Source organism: Shewanella sp. 8A (assembly GCF_023475945.1).
Taxonomy (GTDB): domain Bacteria; phylum Pseudomonadota; class Gammaproteobacteria; order Enterobacterales; family Shewanellaceae; genus Shewanella; species Shewanella xiamenensis.
Genome location: NZ_JAMDJP010000003.1, coordinates 248,905 through 267,343, shown reverse-complemented (window position 1 = coordinate 267,343; position 18,439 = coordinate 248,905). Strand labels below are relative to the sequence as shown.

The 18,439-nt window shown below is 45.7% G+C and carries 14 protein-coding genes and 1 riboswitch; of the genes, 6 read left to right on the top strand and 8 right to left on the bottom strand.

Annotation, left to right across the window (positions count from 1 at the left end; genetic code table 11):
* Nucleotides 1-146: 146 nt before the first annotated feature.
* Nucleotides 147-1,004, bottom strand: coding sequence for a PA4780 family RIO1-like protein kinase (locus tag M0413_RS03880; protein ID WP_037421993.1), 858 nt, complete (start codon nt 1,002-1,004; stop codon nt 147-149).
* A gap of 626 nt (nt 1,005-1,630) precedes the next feature.
* On the opposite strand from M0413_RS03880, the gene M0413_RS03875 reads away from it, so the two are divergent.
* Nucleotides 1,631-2,179 carry a DUF2799 domain-containing protein gene (locus M0413_RS03875; RefSeq protein WP_249553220.1) on the top strand — a complete coding sequence of 183 codons (549 nt, stop codon included), beginning with the start codon at nt 1,631-1,633 and terminating at the stop codon, nt 2,177-2,179.
* 21 nt (nt 2,180-2,200) lie between these two features.
* Here M0413_RS03875 and M0413_RS03870 read toward each other — a convergent pair whose 3' ends face one another.
* Together M0413_RS03870 and nrfA are read right to left on the bottom strand one after the other, a co-directional pair.
* Nucleotides 2,201-2,980, bottom strand: a complete 780-nt coding sequence (locus M0413_RS03870) for a phosphatase PAP2 family protein (protein ID WP_099457466.1) — start codon at nt 2,978-2,980, stop codon at nt 2,201-2,203.
* A gap of 544 nt (nt 2,981-3,524) precedes the next feature.
* Nucleotides 3,525-4,928: an ammonia-forming nitrite reductase cytochrome c552 subunit gene (gene nrfA / locus M0413_RS03865; protein ID WP_069453521.1), complete on the bottom strand. Its 1,404-nt coding sequence runs from the start codon at nt 4,926-4,928 to the stop codon at nt 3,525-3,527.
* Between the two features lie 241 nt (nt 4,929-5,169).
* Between nrfA and narQ the strand changes: the two genes are divergently transcribed.
* Nucleotides 5,170-6,966: a nitrate/nitrite two-component system sensor histidine kinase NarQ gene (narQ, locus tag M0413_RS03860; RefSeq protein ID WP_249553217.1), complete on the top strand. Its 1,797-nt coding sequence runs from the start codon at nt 5,170-5,172 to the stop codon at nt 6,964-6,966.
* The gene (locus M0413_RS03855; RefSeq protein WP_037421976.1) at nt 6,959-7,588 is read left to right on the top strand and encodes a response regulator; all 630 of its coding nucleotides are present in this window, start codon (nt 6,959-6,961) and stop codon (nt 7,586-7,588) included. Before narQ ends, M0413_RS03855 begins: the two co-directional genes overlap by 8 nt.
* Nucleotides 7,589-7,676: 88 nt before the next feature.
* Here the strand turns inward: M0413_RS03855 and M0413_RS03850 are convergent, their stop codons facing one another.
* Nucleotides 7,677-8,051 carry a YacL family protein gene (locus M0413_RS03850; protein WP_037421973.1) on the bottom strand — a complete coding sequence of 125 codons (375 nt, stop codon included), beginning with the start codon at nt 8,049-8,051 and terminating at the stop codon, nt 7,677-7,679.
* 180 nt (nt 8,052-8,231) lie between these two features.
* Here M0413_RS03850 and M0413_RS03845 point away from each other — a divergent pair, with 180 nt between their 5' ends.
* Nucleotides 8,232-9,197: a zinc transporter ZntB gene (locus tag M0413_RS03845; RefSeq protein ID WP_172587668.1), complete on the top strand. Its 966-nt coding sequence runs from the start codon at nt 8,232-8,234 to the stop codon at nt 9,195-9,197.
* 54 nt (nt 9,198-9,251) lie between these two features.
* On the opposite strand, the gene M0413_RS03840 is transcribed toward M0413_RS03845, so the two are convergent.
* The 3 genes from M0413_RS03840 to M0413_RS03830 form a co-directional block, all read right to left on the bottom strand.
* Nucleotides 9,252-10,367 (bottom strand): succinylglutamate desuccinylase/aspartoacylase family protein, encoded by a 1,116-nt coding sequence (locus M0413_RS03840; protein ID WP_172587669.1) that lies wholly within the window; start codon nt 10,365-10,367, stop codon nt 9,252-9,254.
* Nucleotide 10,368: 1 nt separating this feature from the next.
* Nucleotides 10,369-11,724 carry a lysine-sensitive aspartokinase 3 gene (gene lysC, locus M0413_RS03835; RefSeq protein ID WP_144344881.1) on the bottom strand — a complete coding sequence of 452 codons (1,356 nt, stop codon included), beginning with the start codon at nt 11,722-11,724 and terminating at the stop codon, nt 10,369-10,371.
* Nucleotides 11,725-11,867: 143 nt separating this feature from the next.
* A riboswitch (Lysine riboswitch) is annotated at nt 11,868-12,042 on the bottom strand.
* A gap of 243 nt (nt 12,043-12,285) precedes the next feature.
* Nucleotides 12,286-12,720, bottom strand: coding sequence for a DUF3293 domain-containing protein (locus M0413_RS03830; RefSeq protein WP_037421961.1), 435 nt, complete (start codon nt 12,718-12,720; stop codon nt 12,286-12,288).
* Nucleotides 12,721-13,303: 583 nt separating this feature from the next.
* Between M0413_RS03830 and arcA the strand changes: the two genes are divergently transcribed.
* Nucleotides 13,304-14,020, top strand: a complete 717-nt coding sequence (arcA, locus tag M0413_RS03825) for a two-component system response regulator ArcA (RefSeq protein WP_007644695.1) — start codon at nt 13,304-13,306, stop codon at nt 14,018-14,020.
* A gap of 312 nt (nt 14,021-14,332) precedes the next feature.
* Here arcA and M0413_RS03820 read toward each other — a convergent pair whose 3' ends face one another.
* Nucleotides 14,333-16,624 carry a S9 family peptidase gene (locus M0413_RS03820; protein ID WP_249553215.1) on the bottom strand — a complete coding sequence of 764 codons (2,292 nt, stop codon included), beginning with the start codon at nt 16,622-16,624 and terminating at the stop codon, nt 14,333-14,335.
* 296 nt (nt 16,625-16,920) lie between these two features.
* Between M0413_RS03820 and M0413_RS03815 the strand changes: the two genes are divergently transcribed.
* Nucleotides 16,921-17,913, top strand: coding sequence for a class 1 fructose-bisphosphatase (locus tag M0413_RS03815; RefSeq protein WP_249553214.1), 993 nt, complete (start codon nt 16,921-16,923; stop codon nt 17,911-17,913).
* The last annotated feature ends 526 nt before the right edge of the window (nt 17,914-18,439 follow it).

Here is an 18,439-nt window from a genome sequence, read left to right as displayed (position 1 = left end):
TACGGGCGAGTGCTTCTGAGAGTTGCATAAAAAATCCGATGACATGAGGTCATCGGATTTTGATCTTTTCAGCGAGATCGTCAAGCGATCTGTCTTAACTGATCGGCATTACTCATAAGGCGTCTATTTTATTGAAGAATATTCTACTAATAATCTTCATTGGCTTCTTGAAGTCGCTGCTTGCGCTCCTGAGCCTCTTCATAGGCAGCTTGAATTTCATCCAAAACAGAACTGACGTCGGCATCGACTAATACTTCAGTAAAATGACCTGTTAACTGCGTATCAGGCTTTAACTGACCCGCCTCAAATAAGGCCCACATTTCTTTCGCGTATTGAGTCTTGAGCAATTCAGGTGCGTACTGGCCATAATATTGCGTCATGTTATTGACATCCCGCTCCAACATCCATTTAGCATGATTATTCGCTGCCGCATCTACCGCTTGGGGTAAATCAATAATGACAGGGCCTTGATCATCGACTAGGACATTAAATTCGGACAAGTCACCATGTACTAAGCCTGCGCAAAGCATACGCTTGACATAAGTCATCACTAAAGCGTGGTCATGTATAGCTTTCTCAGCGCTAAGGCTGACATCATTAAGGCGAGGCGCAACATGACCTTCACTATCGGTGACTAATTCCATGAGTAACACACCATCGTAGCAACCGTAAGGGGTTGGTACTCGCACTCCGGCATCAGCCAAGCGAAACAATGCATCTACCTCAGCGTTTTGCCAGACTTCTTCCATTTGCTCACGGCCAAATTTAGAGCCTTTTTCCATTGCGCGAGCGCGACGGCTATTTCGGACTTTGCGCCCCTCTTGGTAAACCACCGCCTGCTTAAAACTACGTTTGTCCGCTTCCTTGTAAACTTTAGCGCAGCGAATATCTTCACCACAGCGCACAACGTACACAGTAGCTTCTTTACCGCTCATTAACTGGCTGATGACTTCATCAACCAGTCCTTCATCAACCAGTGGTTGGATTCGTTTAGGAGTTTTCATACCGACCTTATACCTTAGTTAGGCCTAAGATGGAATGTGCCGGGCAAATCTTCATATATAAAGCAGCCTTCTACCAATAATGAATAACAAAATGAGGGTAAGCATACCCGACTTCAGTAAAAACTAAAGCACCTAGCGTAGGAACACAAGAGCAAAAAATGGTGGATTTAAAGCCAATACATTTGCAGAGAACGACACATTATCTCCTTGATTGCCCCAAACAAATACTTGCTCGCTTCATCAGCAACATGTTAAATCCCACAACCATTAAACACACAACGAGATCACTCTGCCGTAAGTGACGGCGGCTTTAAGCCGTTACCCAAGCATTAACTACCTTCAGAATAATCTTAAAATGGTTTTCCACGTTTGTTATGGGGTATCAATGCCTATTTTGAGCAAAAATGAGGGGATATCGCCAAAGTGTTACCCCAAGCTATTGAAAGTATTAAATTATCACAAACTCAACCCGTTAGCACTATCCACCGAGTATGTTGTGATAAAGTAGGGTAACCAAGCCAGCTTGGTGCTGCTAAATAACCGCACAAAGGGCGAAATATAGCGCTAGATCTCCTCAGTACTAAGCTTTATGCTGATGCCACTTTTGGAACTCTTTTGATAATAAAATGCGATACCTAAACTTTGCATTCGCTCTGACAGCCCTCTCCCTCACTCAATGCACGAGTCTTTCACTCGAAGAATGCCGTGATAATGACTGGTACGCCACTGGCTTAGCCGATGGTAACCGCGGTGCTGCTGCGAGTAGGCTCAACCAATATCAACAGGACTGCCGTGAATTTAATCTCAAGGTTGATGCGACGCAATGGCAGCAAGGATATCAACAAGGATTAATGAGTTATTGCTTGCCAGAAAATGGTTACCGTATTGGTTTGGCGGGAGAATATTACTACGGCGTCTGTGATAACAATCAATTTGTTGAACGCTACAATCAAGGACATGAACAATATCTGATTAATAAACGTTTAGCAGAAATAGCCGATCGCTTAAATGCTATTGACAGCGAGATTAGCAGTATCAATAACAAACTAAATAATCTCACCGACAAAGCCGAATTACTAAGGCAAAAAAATATTTTATTGAATGAGAAGAACCATCTTCTGGACGAAAGTTTACGTCTGCGCCATGGAGATATCCGTTTTCAATTTAGGTTCTAATTGAAAAGTTAACCCATATAATCACTTAGAGATGCCTTTTTCGAAAACTTTAGTATCGATAAGGCTGACTTTGTTCGCGACGTTACTGTTTTTAACCTTCGGAACACGTAGGAAAAAACTATAATAAAGCAGGCTTGCTGAGGTCCACGCAATCGCCAAACTCCATAAGTCATGACTTAAAAAATGAGCACCGCGCAGTTCTTGGGCAAAACCAAAAATAGCCCCTAATCCAATCCCAAAGAGTAAGCCAAACTTTGCGTAACGAGGATAGTACTCCTTGAGCACATAATAACTCGCGACCCAAGCAAAACCGCTACTAGAATGTCCTCCAGGAAAGCACTGACCAAACTCAGCCCCTTCTGGTAAGCGTGCAAACAGAGAGCTATGCAACATACGCCCACCAAATTCAATGGCATCCCAAGGGCAAGTCATATGAGTGAAACTCTTACCTAAGCGAACCAACAACACGCTAGCAAGAACACTACAGAATAAATAGATAAAACCTTTACGATAAACACGCAACGTCTCAAGTCGAAAGCTTAGGCCAATGCAAGCAACAACCGCTATGGCGAACAAAATCACCAGATTACGTCCTGTCACATGCAAGATACTTTCGGTAAGCCAATGCCCTCGTAAAGGCCATGAACTGACACCTCCCTGCCAATTGAATAATAGGCTGGCAAAGCGCATATCAGCATGAGTCCATTCAAGCCCCAAAATAATTACCGTAAATACGAGCCATGGAACAAACAAATATCCCTTTGCAAACTGAAGAAATGTCGTCCTAACATTGCTTTTCATATTCTGATGCACTTATTTATCCAATCACCAAAATCATAGCTTCGAGGATAAGGAGAAATTCTTATCAAAAGCTTAAGACATTTTACCGAAAAAATAACAAAAACCTTACAACCCCACAGGTTGAACGCTGATTAAAAACAACTAAGGGATGAAATGATTATAGTGAATCAATAACCATGTGCTTAATGGATGAGCCTCCCATGCCCTAAAACTTCGTACTCCAACTGTCTCAAAAAGTCGGTTATTTACAGATACAACAATCGATAGGAGTAAATCAGGGCGTCACCAACATTGCTGGAAAACTGGCAACAAACCTAAGGACAACGAATAGTTAGGTCACGGACTTTACTGCGGGATAGTGATAGACAAACCGTTAGAGCAAGCTGCATTCAACATCCAACAGGGCCGTTAAAGATAACGAAATGAGGTTACCAATCTGAGCCCCCATAAGACATAATAGCTGAGCAAAATCGCTAATAAAAAGCCCCCGCAACCTAGATTGTGGGGGCTTTACTATGAGGGGTTAGCTCATATTCAACAATAATTACTTGTAAGTCGCTTCGCGTTTTTTCGCTTCGGCATCCCACTTAGGTAATGTGTCTTTCTTGAATGCTTCTTTCTCTGCATTCATCTTGTCCATATCCATACCTAGTGCAGCTTGAGCTTTCGCTTTGGTAGAGATATCTGGGATAGCAACTGGATCTGTTAAACCTTTTTTCGCTAACAATTGTGCCAACTTAACTCGAGCATCGGCCGCTTTATTAACTGACGTACCCAACACTCGTAGCGCTTCTTCAGGAGCGTGAGCCGCAACACCGTGCGAAGCAATGGCGAAGTCCCAGCGCCATTGAGCGTGGCGGATATCCGTTAGGATTGGCTTCATCTCGGCTTCAGTAGCCCCTAATTCCCATGCTTTAGCGGCTTCGAAGTGCGCCTTCACTAATTGTTCTTCCGCTTTAAGTTTCATTTCTTTAACTTTAGCTTTGCGCTCATTAGTGACACCCACTAAGAATTCTTTCGTTTGGCTATGGCAAGTTGCACAGGTTTCTTCGAAACGATCGAATGGGTTACCGACTTTATGGTCAGTGAACTTCTTACCTTCTGGGCTAGTCACTTTAGGCATATGACAGTCAACACAACTGACATTATTTTTACCATGAATACCCATCTTCCAAGTTTCATAACCTGGGTGTTGTGCTTTTAACATTGGCGTTTTAGACAGTGCATGAGTCCAATCAGAGAACTCAATACCATCATAGTAAACTTCCATTTGCTCAACGGTTACGCCCATATCCCAAGGGAATTTTACGAAGTTCTTTCTGTCTTCTTTCTTCTCGAAATAGTATTCAACGTGACACTGAGCGCAAACCATTGATTGCTTGTCTTTCTTGGATGCTTTATCAAATGGAGTGCCAATAGCCTCCATAGCACGATCAACATAAGGACGAGAAATACGTAATTTTGGTGAGCCTTTTTCATGGCAATCGCCACAGCCAATAGTATTGGTCACTTCTGGACCACCTTTGGCCCATTTACCTTTGAAGTACCCGTCTTCACCTTGCTCTTCGATTAAGCGAGGTACGTCTGGGCTCTTACAGCTCCAACAGGCCATTGGCATTGGACCATCTTCCGCATTGGCTGGAGCGCCTGTACGCAGAGTATTACGCACATCAGTCACGGCATACATATGGCCGCGAGGTGCGTTGTAATCTTTAGCAAAACTATAACCCGCCCACAGAATAACCATATTAGGATCCTGTGCTAACGCATCAACTAGCTCTTCACTCTTTGCAGTGTCATGCCAGCTATTATATTGATTTTTAAATTTATCTTTATAAACTTCATTGCGAGGCTCAGTTTTATCACTCGCCATCGCACTCGCCGCCATGAAGCTCGCGGCAACCAATGCACTCAGTGCAAAGGACTTACCTGTCATCTTCTTCATCATCTCATCTCCGTGTTGCATTATTTTAATAAATCACGACATCTCCAGCGCCAAAGTTAGTGGCTTAACCCCTCCAAAGACATACCCCTTAGGAGGTATCTGGAGCGAAGTTTGCGCTAGATCAAAATGTAATAGTGTTGTTGTTCACACTTTTATGTTTTTGTTAATGTAGTACATTATTTTCTAATGTAAAACACGACTAAAGTGCTATTAAATCAACGGCCATATATTAGGTAATGGACATATGAAACGAGGCAGCCTTACCTCAAAAATTTTGGGTTTAATGTTAGTACTGATTTTACTTTCCAGCAGCCTAGCCATCTTCGCAATCATCAATTTGTCTTACAGTTTAGGCGATGCAAAGGCCATCAACGCCTCGGGTTCACTGCGGATGCAAAGTTACCGGCTGATGTTTTATGCCAATTCCGGCAGTGACGCCGCCCAAGAGAAAATTACCGAGTTTGAAAATACCTTGCATTCCGAGGCATTGCAACCCTCCACGGGTTGGCTTAGCCCGAAAAAGATCGCCGAACAGTATCAACTCGTTATCGATAAATGGCTGGTGATGAAGTACTACATTGAGCAGGAAAACTCCCGCGATTACGCCGCCTCGCTTAAAGACTTTGTCGATACCATTGATTTGTTGGTGTTAGAAATGGAGCACCACGCTGCCTTTAAGCTGCGCCTACTCGCCGCGAGTCAGATTTTTGGACTCGGACTGATGCTCGCCATCGCCTTTTTAGCGGTACGTTTTACCAAGCGAAAAGTCGTAGTGCCCTTGCAGCAGTTAATGGAATCGGCCAACACCATTTCAAAGGGTAACTTCGAGATAGAAATGCCCGAGACCGAATATATTGAACTCACGGCTCTGACCGATGCACTGCAAAAAACCGCGCGAGAGCTAGCCACACTCTACGGTAACTTAGAGTCACAAGTGGCCGAAAAAACCTTAGCACTGACACGGGCGAATAATGAACTGGCCTTTTTATACGACACTCTGTTAACACTTAATGCCAATAAGCTGGACTATAAGGCCCTCAAAGCAGCATTAAATCAGCTAAAAGATTATGAGTCGATCGAGTATTTGAGGCTGATTATCCAATACCCTGAGCAGGAGCTCGAAGTCGTAGAAGCCGATGGTGGCTGGCCAGAAGGCGCTCACAACAACATCCGCTTTCCGCTACAATTTGAGCAGGCTGATTTAGGTTATTTAGAGCTTATCTCAACCCAAGATATTAATACTCCGTTGTTTAAAAACTTTGCCATTATGCTTACTCGCTCCATCGTTATTCATAACGCTACCGAACAAAGACAACAGTTAGCCCTAATGGAAGAACGTGGTGTTATCGCAAGGGAATTACATGATTCACTCGGGCAAGTGCTTTCTTTCCTAAAAATCCAAATTAGCTTGCTGCGCAAAAATTTAGATCTTAGCTGCCGCAATCCTACCATTGAGGGACAACTCACAGAGATCAACGAAGGGGTTAGTACAGCCTATGTACAACTCCGAGAGTTACTATCCACCTTCAGATTAACCATTAAGGAGCCCAATCTGAAGAATGCGATGGAAGCAATGCTTGAGCAGCTCAGAGCAAAAACCGATATCAAGATCCACCTCGATTATAAGCTTTCCCCCCAATGGCTAGAGGCGAAACAACATATCCATATTTTGCAGATCACCCGAGAAGCAACGCTCAACGCTATCAAACATGCCCGTGCTAGCCATATCAATATTCGCTGTTATAAAGATGAGCATGGTATGGTTAATATCAGTGTAAGTGATGATGGTGTAGGCATTGGCCATATTAAAGAACGGGATCAGCACTTCGGCATAGGCATCATGCATGAACGTGCCAGCAAATTAGGCGGCACGGTTGTATTTAGCAGCAATGATCCGCAAACTAGTCGCAAAGGAATCACTGGACAGCTCGAGCCAGAAAATCCAGACTCGCCCCTTGAACCCCATAGCACATCCAATTTATCACAGGGCACCAAAGTCACTTTAATCTTCCCTTCTCAACAGGAGCCTACACATGGGTAAACCTTATTCTGTTCTGGTGGTCGATGATCACCCTCTCTTACGTAAAGGTATCTGCCAATTGATCGCCTCAGATCCAGACTTTAACCTCTTCGGTGAAGTGGGTAGCGGTTTAGATGCTTTAAGCGCCGTAGTAACTGATGAACCTGACATCGTCTTGCTCGATCTCAATATGAAGGGAATGACTGGCCTCGATACCCTCAATGCCATGCGCCAAGAAGGCGTGACTTCACGAATCGTGATCTTAACCGTTTCAGATGCAAAACAAGATGTTATTCGCCTATTACGTGCGGGAGCTGACGGTTACTTACTCAAAGATACCGAGCCAGATTTGCTGCTCGATAAACTCAAAAATGCCATGTCAGGCCACAGAGTGATCAGCGAAGAAGTTGAAGAATATCTCTATGAACTCAAAAATGCCGCCGATGAACAAGAATGGATTTCAAGCCTCACCCCAAGGGAGCTACAGATCCTGCAACAACTGGCGGAAGGATTAAGTAATCGTATGATTTCAGAGCATTTACACATCAGTGAAGGCACTGTGAAAGTGCATGTCAAAAACCTGTTGCGTAAAGCTAATGCCAAGTCGAGAACCGAAATGGCTGTAAGATATTTGAACAATTGATATTGGATAAGTGATAGACTTACTCCATTAAATAATAAAGGCAATCAATAGATTGCCTTTATTATTTGTTGATATTCACAGCGGGCGGTTATAGCCCTTTTTGCACAAATTCATACCAACTAAGTAGCGCTTCTTCTAAATCTTCTAGCCCACAGTAAGCCTCAGATTCAGCATCATAGAGGGACATCGCCTCTTCGAGTTCATAATCCTGCTCAAATCCTAAAGCATTAGCGTAAATTCGTGCCTGCTCCTCATCCAGATCTAAGGTAATATCTTTGCCGATAAAACGCCAAGAAACTCGCTTACCTGTTTGAATTTCTTTGATAATATCGAGCACTTGCTGAATTTTGGCTAACTCAGGCCCCAACTCTTCTGAAAACCATTGGCCCAGTACCTCATGGTCCATGCTAAAGCTGGCTAAATACGTGCCAGTCAAACTGTTACGCCGAAATTCATATTCCATTTTATCTTCTCAATACATTACAACTAAGGCTAATTTTAATCTATTTCATCATAAGTTGCTTGGCCAGCAATTTACTCATCTAGCGCTGAGGTTATTGTGAGAGGAAACGACGCTAGGCTTCATTTCCACTGTAAAATCAGTTAGCTTTACCCGATGATTTAGCATGAGATGGAATGTGACATGCACGAAGGATTTATCTATAGCATAGTGCTTAGCGGCGCACGAGCTGGCTCAACCTTAAGCCCAGAACAACTTGAAAATTGGGACCCTAAGGACGGGTTGATTTGGGTACACCTACGTTATCGCCACAAAAAGGCTCGCCATTGGGTGTTAAACAGCGGTCTTAATAAAGTCGAAACCGATGCCCTGCTCGCCCAAGATACTCGCCCTCGAGCCGTATTGGCAGGGGAAGGCGTATTACTCGCACTGCGCGGCATTAACTTAAATCCAAACTCAGCACCTGAAGATATGGTGGCCGTGCGAATTTACGCCGATAGACAGCGCATTATCTCCACCTGTGATCGCGAGTTGCAATCGATTAAAGATGTGGCAGAACTGATCATGGAAGGCACAGGCCCCACCACCACAGGAGATTTTCTCCTCGCCATTTGTGAAAAACTGACTACACGTAAAGTCGATTTTATCGATACGCTAGAGGAGCAACTTTCAGAATTAGAAGAACAAGTTGTTTCTGGCAATGTTAAAGATTTACGTACTGATATTGCCGAACTACGCCGACAAACCGTAGCCTTGCGCCGCTATTTAGGCCCACAGAAAGAAGCCTTCACTAAGATGCTGTCCGATCAATTTGTGCTGTTTAATGAACCCGAAAAACTTAAGATGCGCGAAACCACGGATAAGCTTATTCGCACAATTGAAGACTTAGATGCACTGCGCGACCGAGCCAATGTGACCCAGGAAGAATTACTCAGCCAGCAATCGGAGCAGCTAAACAAGCGCTTGTATTTCTTATCCTTAGTCTCGGCAATTTTCTTGCCTCTAGGCTTTTTAACCGGTTTGCTTGGGGTCAATATCGGCGGTATTCCCGGTGCGGATAACGCATGGGCTTTTGCGACCTTCTGCGGCATTTTAATATCGCTGGTTGCCCTGCAAATGGCGCTCTTCTATCGCTTTAAGTGGTTGTAGACTGTAATAAAAAACGCCAATCTCGAGATTGGCGTTTTGTTTTGCAGATTGCCGTTAATACGGCAATTCAAACAGGTTGGTCATGACTTTATAGAGCTCTGTGCCTTGATGCACCGACGCCGAGGCAAAATGGAGTATAGGCACACAATCCTGCGGCAAACTGAGTGCCGTCAGCTCCTGCGCACTGCCATATAAGTCGAGTCGCAGCAGATTGACTAAGGTCTCACCCGCAGCAAGCGGCTCTCCCACGGGCGCCACATATTCCACCAAGCCAGCCATAGGCGCATGGTACTTTTTGTAATCCTTAAGATAACAGCCAAAACGCGGCATCTTAACGGGTTCCACTTGCTCGGCAATCACCCCGCGATGACTTAAATAGGCCAAAATGCCTTTAGCATCGACTAAAGCATCCTCAAGGCAAATGCGTTCTTGGCTCGCCAGTTCCAAGGTAAAAGCTGAAACGGCGATATTGAGATCCCGCCCCTGCGCTTTTGCCACTTCACTCAATTGCCACCAAGGACAAAATGCCGCCTCATCCATTGCGCCACCAAAACTATTAGGGATCACCAGTGTGTAAGGAATCGTGAAAAACTGCGCCGCTGCAATATCATATTCAGGGCAATACAAATGTTTACAGGATTTAGGCCCAGTATGCAGATCGAACACTATATCCGCCGCATGGGCCATAGCCTGTAAGCTAACCGCCAATCTGTGGCCCGTGGTCACACCCCAATCGTTACGTAACCGCTGCTGGCAAGCTTCAATCAAGGTGCTGCGATATGCTTGAATAAGTTCGCTATCGCTAAGCTCAGCATGTTCACTGTACCAAGCGGGTAAATCTATCGCGTGATTTAAGTACTCACGATTCCAGTTTACGCCAGTGATAGGGTCAAAACGCCCCAGTGTAAACTCACCGCTTTTTTGATTAATTCCCAGCGGATTAGCCAAGGGCACTAAGGTAATTTCCCCTAAGATGTGGCAATTTTCCAGCTGTTTCATCAATTGATAAATCACCGCATTACCTTGCACCTCAGCGCCATGGACATTAGCCTGAATATACACTTTAGGGCCAGATACGTGACCACTTGGCTTGAAGTGATAAATCGGTAGCGTCAGAGCCTGCCCTGCGGCAAGCTCCCCAATTTGCAGAGACGATGTCGTCGGCAACATACTAAACGCCTTCAAACAAATTTTCGTGCAACGCTTTAACCACTTGTGCCGCTTCGGATTCGGCCACTAACACACACAAGTTATGCGGGCTGGCACCTTGGCAGATCATGCGCACATTATGGGGTTCGAGCACTTCAAACACGCGGCGACAAATACCCGCAGTCGTAGCGATGCGATTACCGATAATCGCCACGAGGGCTAAACCATCCTCCACGCGCACGCGGCAATGTTGCGATAATTCTTGCAGTAACGCTTCACTTAATAAACCTTGTCCGCTTGAATCGGAGCCGGTTTTATCTAGAGTGAGCGATACGTTAACTTCGGAGGTGGTGATCAAATCCACACTGATCTTGTGTCTTGCCAATGTGGCAAAGGTTTCAGCCAAGAAGCCCTGCGCATGCAGCATTTGTAGGCTGTGCAGATTGAGTAGCGTCTGGTCGCGGCGCAGCGCCACCGCGCGGAACACGGGTGCATCTTCAACCTGATGGCGGATCCAAGTGCCACCCTTTTCAGGCTCCTTGCTTGAACCGACAAACACTTGAATTTGTTGGCGCACGGCCGGAAGAATCGTCGCAGGATGTAATACTTTGGCACCGAAGGTCGCCATTTCAGCGGCTTCGTTAAAACTGATTTCGGCAATAGGATGGGCGTTTGGCGCGAGGCGCGGATCGGTCGTGTAAATCCCGGCCACATCGGTCCAAATCTCAACCGCTGAGGCTTTTAACGCTTCGGCTAACAGTGCCGCTGAATAGTCGCTACCGCCACGGCCGAGAGTTGTGGTTTGCCCCGCTTCATCTGAGCCAATAAAACCTTGAGTCACAATCACTTGCTCAGATAACAGCGGCAGTAAATGCTCACTCGATAGCAAAGCAATTTGCTCAACCTGTGGCTCTGCGCGGCCAAAATGGCTGTCGGTGCGCAGCACACGGCGCACATCGAAGGCACTTGAGTTGGCGCCTTTTTCGCGCAATACCGCCGCAAATAATGCCGACGAACACTGCTCGCCAAGGGACAATAACTCATCCATGGTGGCCTTGCTGCGCTGGAACGCCAGCGCTTCGCTTAATACCGCCATACGGCTTAACAGCTTATCTAATGCGGCAGCAACATCGTTAGGGCGACCCAGTTTATCTAAGATAGCGTATTGAATCTGCGCAATTTGCTTTAATCGTTGTAAGCGACCATCGTCGTTAATTGACTCCTGGGTCAGTTCAACCAACAGGTTCGTCACGCCACTGGAGGCGCTAACCACCACTAAACGGCAATCGGGATTGCCCAGTACGATATCGGCGCAGCGATTCATTGCACCGTAATCGGCGACTGAAGTACCACCAAACTTTGCGACAACAAGAGACATTAGCGCACCTCCGCAGAAGAAGAAGACACGGCACAAACTAGGATAAGATATTGATTAACTAACATGATTACGCTCCGAACTAACTTCGTTCGAAGAGCCTGGTGCTCAATGATACGCACCCCAATAGAAGGGAAACAGCAATCGTCACCAGAAGCTCTCCACCAATTACAGGTGACAATCGTTAGGATTCAGCCTAAGCGACCGACATAAACATGCAGCAACCATATCTATGCCTCGGCGTTAATCTCCCTCATCAATCATCGCTGGAGTTTGTGCTCCTCTGACTGACTACCTAGTTAACGCTCCTCTTCTGTTCCTTTCCGCCGGAAAGGGACGAAAAAAGTAGCAATAAACCCCTAATGAAGTCAATGCTAATTTCACACACTATATACAAATTCAATAAACGCATTTAAAAACAATGGGAATTTAAAACGTTTGCGACTCATGCCAAATGAGAATAGGGAAAAATCAATCAGATCTAGCAAAGAAGAAAAACAAACTAGCCTTGCCGTGAGATCAGCAAAGCTTAGTCAGAGGAGCGATTAAAAGCGTCAATCGCGGTTAGGTGACCAAGTCCGGTAGCTCATAAACCAAACGCACATAGTCGTTAAATCGACCTAAACACACCTCTGTTTGCCCGGCTAATGTACAAGGCACTAAACTCACCTCGCCCTGTTCCACCATGTAGATAGCGTATTGATTAAACTTTTTCCCCAACTGCAAGGCCATGCTGCGATCAATAAACACGGCCCAGCTCTTCTCCATATGGGATAAATCTGGCGATGCCCCAATCAGTGCACGATAGGGACTGCCTAATAATTCAATTTCACGTAGAAGTTGGCGGTCGAGTAATCGGTTTTGGCTGGGAGTGAGGGGGGTTGAAGCGGGATTATGGGCGGTAATTACAGCAAAGGAAAAATCACAGGATAATGCTTGAGTAAGCAAAAACAACGGCGTTTGATAATGCTGCCACAAATCTTGAGTCATGTTGTCCATTGGTAGTCTAGTCGAAAAATGAACCCGCGCTAGTTTAACAGAGAGCCTAAAAAATCCAAAGAGGCGTGAACTGGCTCACAAGAATTAAAAATACATTAGTTATACTAATCAATGACTAAAGTAAATATCATGGTAAATCAGCGTCTCAGCCTGAAATTTGTTAACATTTCATTTGTTAACAAATGCCTAAAACGAGTACAATGTCGTCATTGGCCAGTTAAGCAGATAACATTAAGTTTGCTTAATCTTGACAAGGGTTTGTTAGATTCCTCTGCGAAATCACCTTATGCTGGCCAGACATCTTTTAAAATGTGTTCTACATTTGATTTATCATTTAAACATTTTAAAAAAAAACAATAGTTAAGGAACTATTTTTAACTATTGCTTATCGAAGTTGATACTGGTTACGTTTTATCGTATTACACTTTAAACGTTCACTTATATACATCCTGACGTGTAGCCGTGAAGATCTTCCCTTTGAAGCACAGAGCAGTAAGTGGAAGTATCAACATTTTATGAATATAAGAATCCGATGTAAGTGATTCTTATGGTTAGAATATTGGTTAAAATTTAGGTACTTAATATGCAAAATCCGCACATTCTGATCGTTGAAGATGAAGCCGTTACCCGTAACACGCTAAGAAGTATTTTCGAGGCAGAAGGGTATGTGGTAACTGAGGCCAATGATGGCGCAGAAATGCATAAGGCTATGCAGGAAAACAAAATTAACCTCGTGGTTATGGACATTAACCTACCAGGTAAAAACGGTCTGTTGTTGGCACGTGAATTACGTGAAATCAACAACATCGGTCTGATCTTCTTAACAGGCCGTGACAACGAAGTCGACAAAATCCTTGGACTTGAAATTGGCGCGGACGATTATATTACCAAGCCGTTCAACCCTCGTGAATTGACGATTCGTGCTCGCAACCTTCTGACTCGTGTTAATAGCGCAGGCAATGAAGTCGAAGAAAAGAGCTCTGTAGAATACTATCGTTTTAACGATTGGAGCCTAGAGATCAACAGCCGTTCTCTCGTCAGCCCACAGGGTGAATCTTACAAACTGCCACGTAGCGAATTCCGCGCTATGCTGCACTTTGTTGAAAACCCAGGCAAAATCTTAACTCGTGCCGATCTACTGATGAAGATGACTGGCCGTGAGTTAAAGCCACACGACCGTACTGTTGACGTGACAATCCGTCGTATTCGTAAGCACTTCGAAAGCTTGCCAGATACGCCAGAAATCATCGCTACCATTCACGGTGAAGGCTACCGTTTCTGCGGTAACTTAGAAGACTAATCTTCAACTTACCGTTTGAACGCCATAAAAAACCAGATCCCAGGATCTGGTTTTTTTATCTCTGCAAAAAAGGTTTTAGCTGTACGAAATAAAGCAAACTGGAAATCCAAATTACAACTCAGTGAACTGGAATATTAAGCGCCAGATAAGTATTGAGTGTGTTGTGATTAAACTAAGCAGCGTACTGTTAAATAAATAGGCTTAACTCAGAATCATACAAAATAAAAAAGAGTGGGGATGTTGCCCCACTCTTTTAAAAACGCCACTCTGGCATAAATACCAGTCTGATATAAATGCCAACCTAATGCTGAGTTATTTGCCGCTTTTAAGCTGTCTATTGAGGAAATCCGCCAGCGAGCGGTATAAGTGATTACGCACTTTCTCACCGCGCATCGAATGCTTAGACCCCGGATAATCAATCATCTGGAATAATTTACCTTCGTCCTGCAACGCCTTATACACGCGAGTACTGTTTTCAAACAACACGTTATCGTCGGCCATACCGTGGTACATCAACAGCCCCGACTGGTAGTTTTTCACATAGGGGAACACGCTACTGGCTTCGTAACCCTGCTCATTATTCGCGGGATGAGCAAGATAACGTTCGGTGTAGTGAGTGTCGTACAAGCGCCAATCGGTGACGGGCGCGCCCGAAATCGCCGCCTTAAAGTAATCTGGCGCCTTAAACAAACTCATCAAGGCCATATAACCGCCGTAGCTGTGGCCATAAATCGCCACATTATCGCTATCAACAAAGGGCAAGCTGCGCAGATAATCGACGCCAACCTTTTGATCGTTCACTTCGGCTTCGCCCAAATGACGATAAATCACTTGCTCAAACTGAGTGCCTCTGTGGGCACTGCCACGGTTATCCAGTTGAAATACCACATAACCTTGCTGCACTAAGTATTGGGTAAAGTAATCCTGCTCACTCCAACTATTCGTCACCAACTGCGCATGTGGGCCGCCATATACGCGCACGACTACAGGGTACTTTTTGTTCGCATCGAAGGGCACAGGTTTAAAAAGGCGCGTTTGCAAGATTTGCCCATCTTCGGCTTTAAGCTCTTTAAACTCAGGCAATTGCCAAAGTCCGGCATAGTCATACAGAGGATGACCTGCCTTGACTTGGTTCTGCTCTACCCAGGCCAAATGTTGGCCCTTATCACCGTGTAAACTGATCTGGGGTGGCTGAGATAAACTATTGAAATAATCCAGATACACGCTTTGACTATCGGCAAATACCGGATCGTGCATCCCCGCCTCGCGGCTCACGCGCTCAACCTTGCCACCCGCTAACGGCACGCGGTAAAGGTGTTTTTCGATTGGGGTATCTTTACGGCCAGTGAAATACACCCAACCTGCGGTTTCATCAATATATTCCAGCTCATCGACAGCCCAATTGCCCTTGGTCAGTTGTGTCTTCAGCTTACCTTTTAGGTCAAAAAGATAGAGATGATTAAAGCCGTCACGCTCCGAGGCCCAAATAAAGGCCGATTGTTGCTTTAAGAAGTGCAGGTCGTTGTTAAGATTCACCCAAGCATCGCTGCGCTCTTTGACTAAGGTTTTCGGCTTGGTCAGCGAATCTAAGGCAACCAGTTGCAGGTCTAATTTTTGTTGATCGCGGCTCTGCCATTGAAAGGATAAATGCTTGCTATCGGGCAACCAATCGACGCGAGGCAAATAAATATCCTTGTTTTTATCATCGCTTAAGGTGACCCAATTGATACCTTTATTATTAAGGGTCACAACGCCCAGTTGGATCTCGACATTGTTTTTGCCCGCCGCCGGATAACGCTGCTCGGTAAGCTTAATGCCATCGGCGTAGATTTCATTGCGGGTGACTAACTCAACGCCTGACTCATCGATACGGGTAAAGGCGATGGCCGACTCATCGGGCGCCCACCAGTAACCCGTCATACGATCCATTTCTTCCTGCGCCACAAATTCTGCCATGGCATTTTTAATCGCGCCGCCACCGTCGGTGGTCATGGCCTCAAGCTTTTTCGTTGCAAGATTAAGCACATACAGATTTTGATCCCGCACGAAGGATACAAAGTTACCCTTGGGCGATAGGCGCGCATCGGTGGCAAAGCCCTCGCCTATCGGCAGTTGGCTAACGCTGTTATCCGCTAAGGAGAAGTAATACAAATTACCCGAGGCAGGGATCAACAGCGCCTTGCTATCGTCCGCCCAGAAATATTCCATAATGCCGTCGCCATAAATACGTTGGCGCTCGCGGCGAGCCTTTTCTTCATCGGACAGTTCATTGCTCGCCAGCTTATCGGCGTTCAGCAATAGGCTAGATTCGCCCGTCTTCACATCCATTTGCCAGAGATCGTAAAAGTTTTGGTTATCTTTACGTCCAGCCAGATAAGTCACCCTTTGGCCATCGGGGGATAACTTTAATCCACGGGGACTCGTACCCGCCAAGGCAGGAGACGCATTCATGCGCTCGATAGTCAGCGGCGTTGTGCCGCCCTCAAGTGCATAGGCGGGGGTAAATATCGCGCTAGAAACCATGGCCAGTTGACTCGCTATCAGTAGGGATGAGGCGCCCAATGTCACCGAGCGCAGGGAAGAAGCTAACCCATTTTTAGTCATTATTATTCCTTGGAAGCATATTCGCCCTTGATGGACGATGAAAAACTGCCGCCATTGTGCCAAGGCACAGCCTAAATAAAAAGCGCAGGCAATATACAGATACAAATTAGCAGGCAAACTCCAGCGGTTAGCTCAATTTTCAAGATAACTAACATCGCCTTGCGATAACAGATAACGGTAACAACCTAAATTGCGTAAAACCCACAGCAACATCGCTGAAATTGTCGACTAACTGAGTTATTATTCGCGGCAAATAATGAAATTGACCTCAATGTTGAACCCCTAAAGGACCTAACATGCAGACTCTTGCCCAGCACTTAACCTCAAAGGCAGTGAACGAATCCCTCGCGCAACTGATTTTGACCTTAGCCGACACCTCCAAAGCCATCAGCCATGCCGTGCGTCACGGTGCCTTAGCCGGTGTGTTAGGCGCGACCGAACAGGAAAACGTGCAAGGTGAAACCCAGAAGAAACTGGATATCATCACCAACGATATGCTCAAAGATGCATTAAAAGCCGACGGAACAGTGCGCGGCCTCGCCTCTGAGGAAGAAGATCATGTGGTTGAAGTCAGCGCCAATGGTCAATATCTGGTATGTTTCGACCCTCTAGATGGTTCATCGAATATCGATATCAACTCACTTGTCGGCACAATTTTCTCCGTATTGCCAGCAACAAAAGGGCCCGCACCACAGGGTGAGTTAACCGAGGCGAGCTTCCTACAATCTGGCCGCAATCAGTTAGCCGCAGGTTATGTGCTCTACGGCCCATCAACCATGCTCGCGCTCACCACAGGCCAAGGCGTGCAACTCTTTACCCTGCACCCAGAAACCAACGAATTTTTACTGACCAACGCGGCCATGAGCATCAGCCCAGACACCCAAGAGTTCGCCATTAACATGTCGAACCAACGTTTTTGGGAAGCGCCAATGCAGACCTATATCGCCGATTTACTGCTAGGCAAAATTGGCCCGCGCGAAAAATCCTTCAACATGCGCTGGATTGCCGCCATGGTGGGTGACGTGCACCGCGTACTTTCTCGCGGCGGTATCTTTACTTACCCAACCGACAATAAAGATCCGAAAAAGCCATACAAGCTGCGTTTAATGTACGAAGCCAACCCAATGGCCTTGTTAGTCGAGCAAGCTGGCGGTAAAGCCTCTACCGGTTATGAAACCATTTTGGATATTCAACCAACGCAAATTCACCAACGCGTAGCGGTTATCCTAGGTAGCGCCAATGAAGTGGACGCTTGCCTAAGCTACCATGGTTCGGATTCTCGTAAATAAAGAGCGCGAAGAACCTGATTTAGACTAAGCCGAATCGCTTAGGTTTTGATTTTTATGATAAAAGCCACTAACCACAGTGGCTTTTTTATTGTCGCGGAATGCGACATTTGGGTTTTATGCGGCTTCACCGCTGGAGTCATTGCGGCCTAACGGCCGAGAAGTTTAACGTCGTGGGGCTTCAACCCTCTGCCTGATATTCGTGCTGTTTAGCACAATGCTATATTGATTGCGGCCTAGCGGCCGAGATAAATCAAGATCGTGGGGCTTCACCCCACACCCGACCAAGAGGGGATCAACAGCAATTCCCTCTTGGATCTCCCTTGCCGCCCCTAGCGAAGTTATATGCATTGAATACTGGCTTCGTGCTTATTCGAAAATCGCTAACGCTTCCGATGGGGCGTCCCTTCCCCCCGAAAGCTACGCAGACGTCCTGTCTGCGTCACTCGATTTTCTTCAACGCCCTTCAGCAACTTCGCAGGGGAAGGTGAACTCCTGTAGCTACTGTACGAACTATTAATCCCTAAAA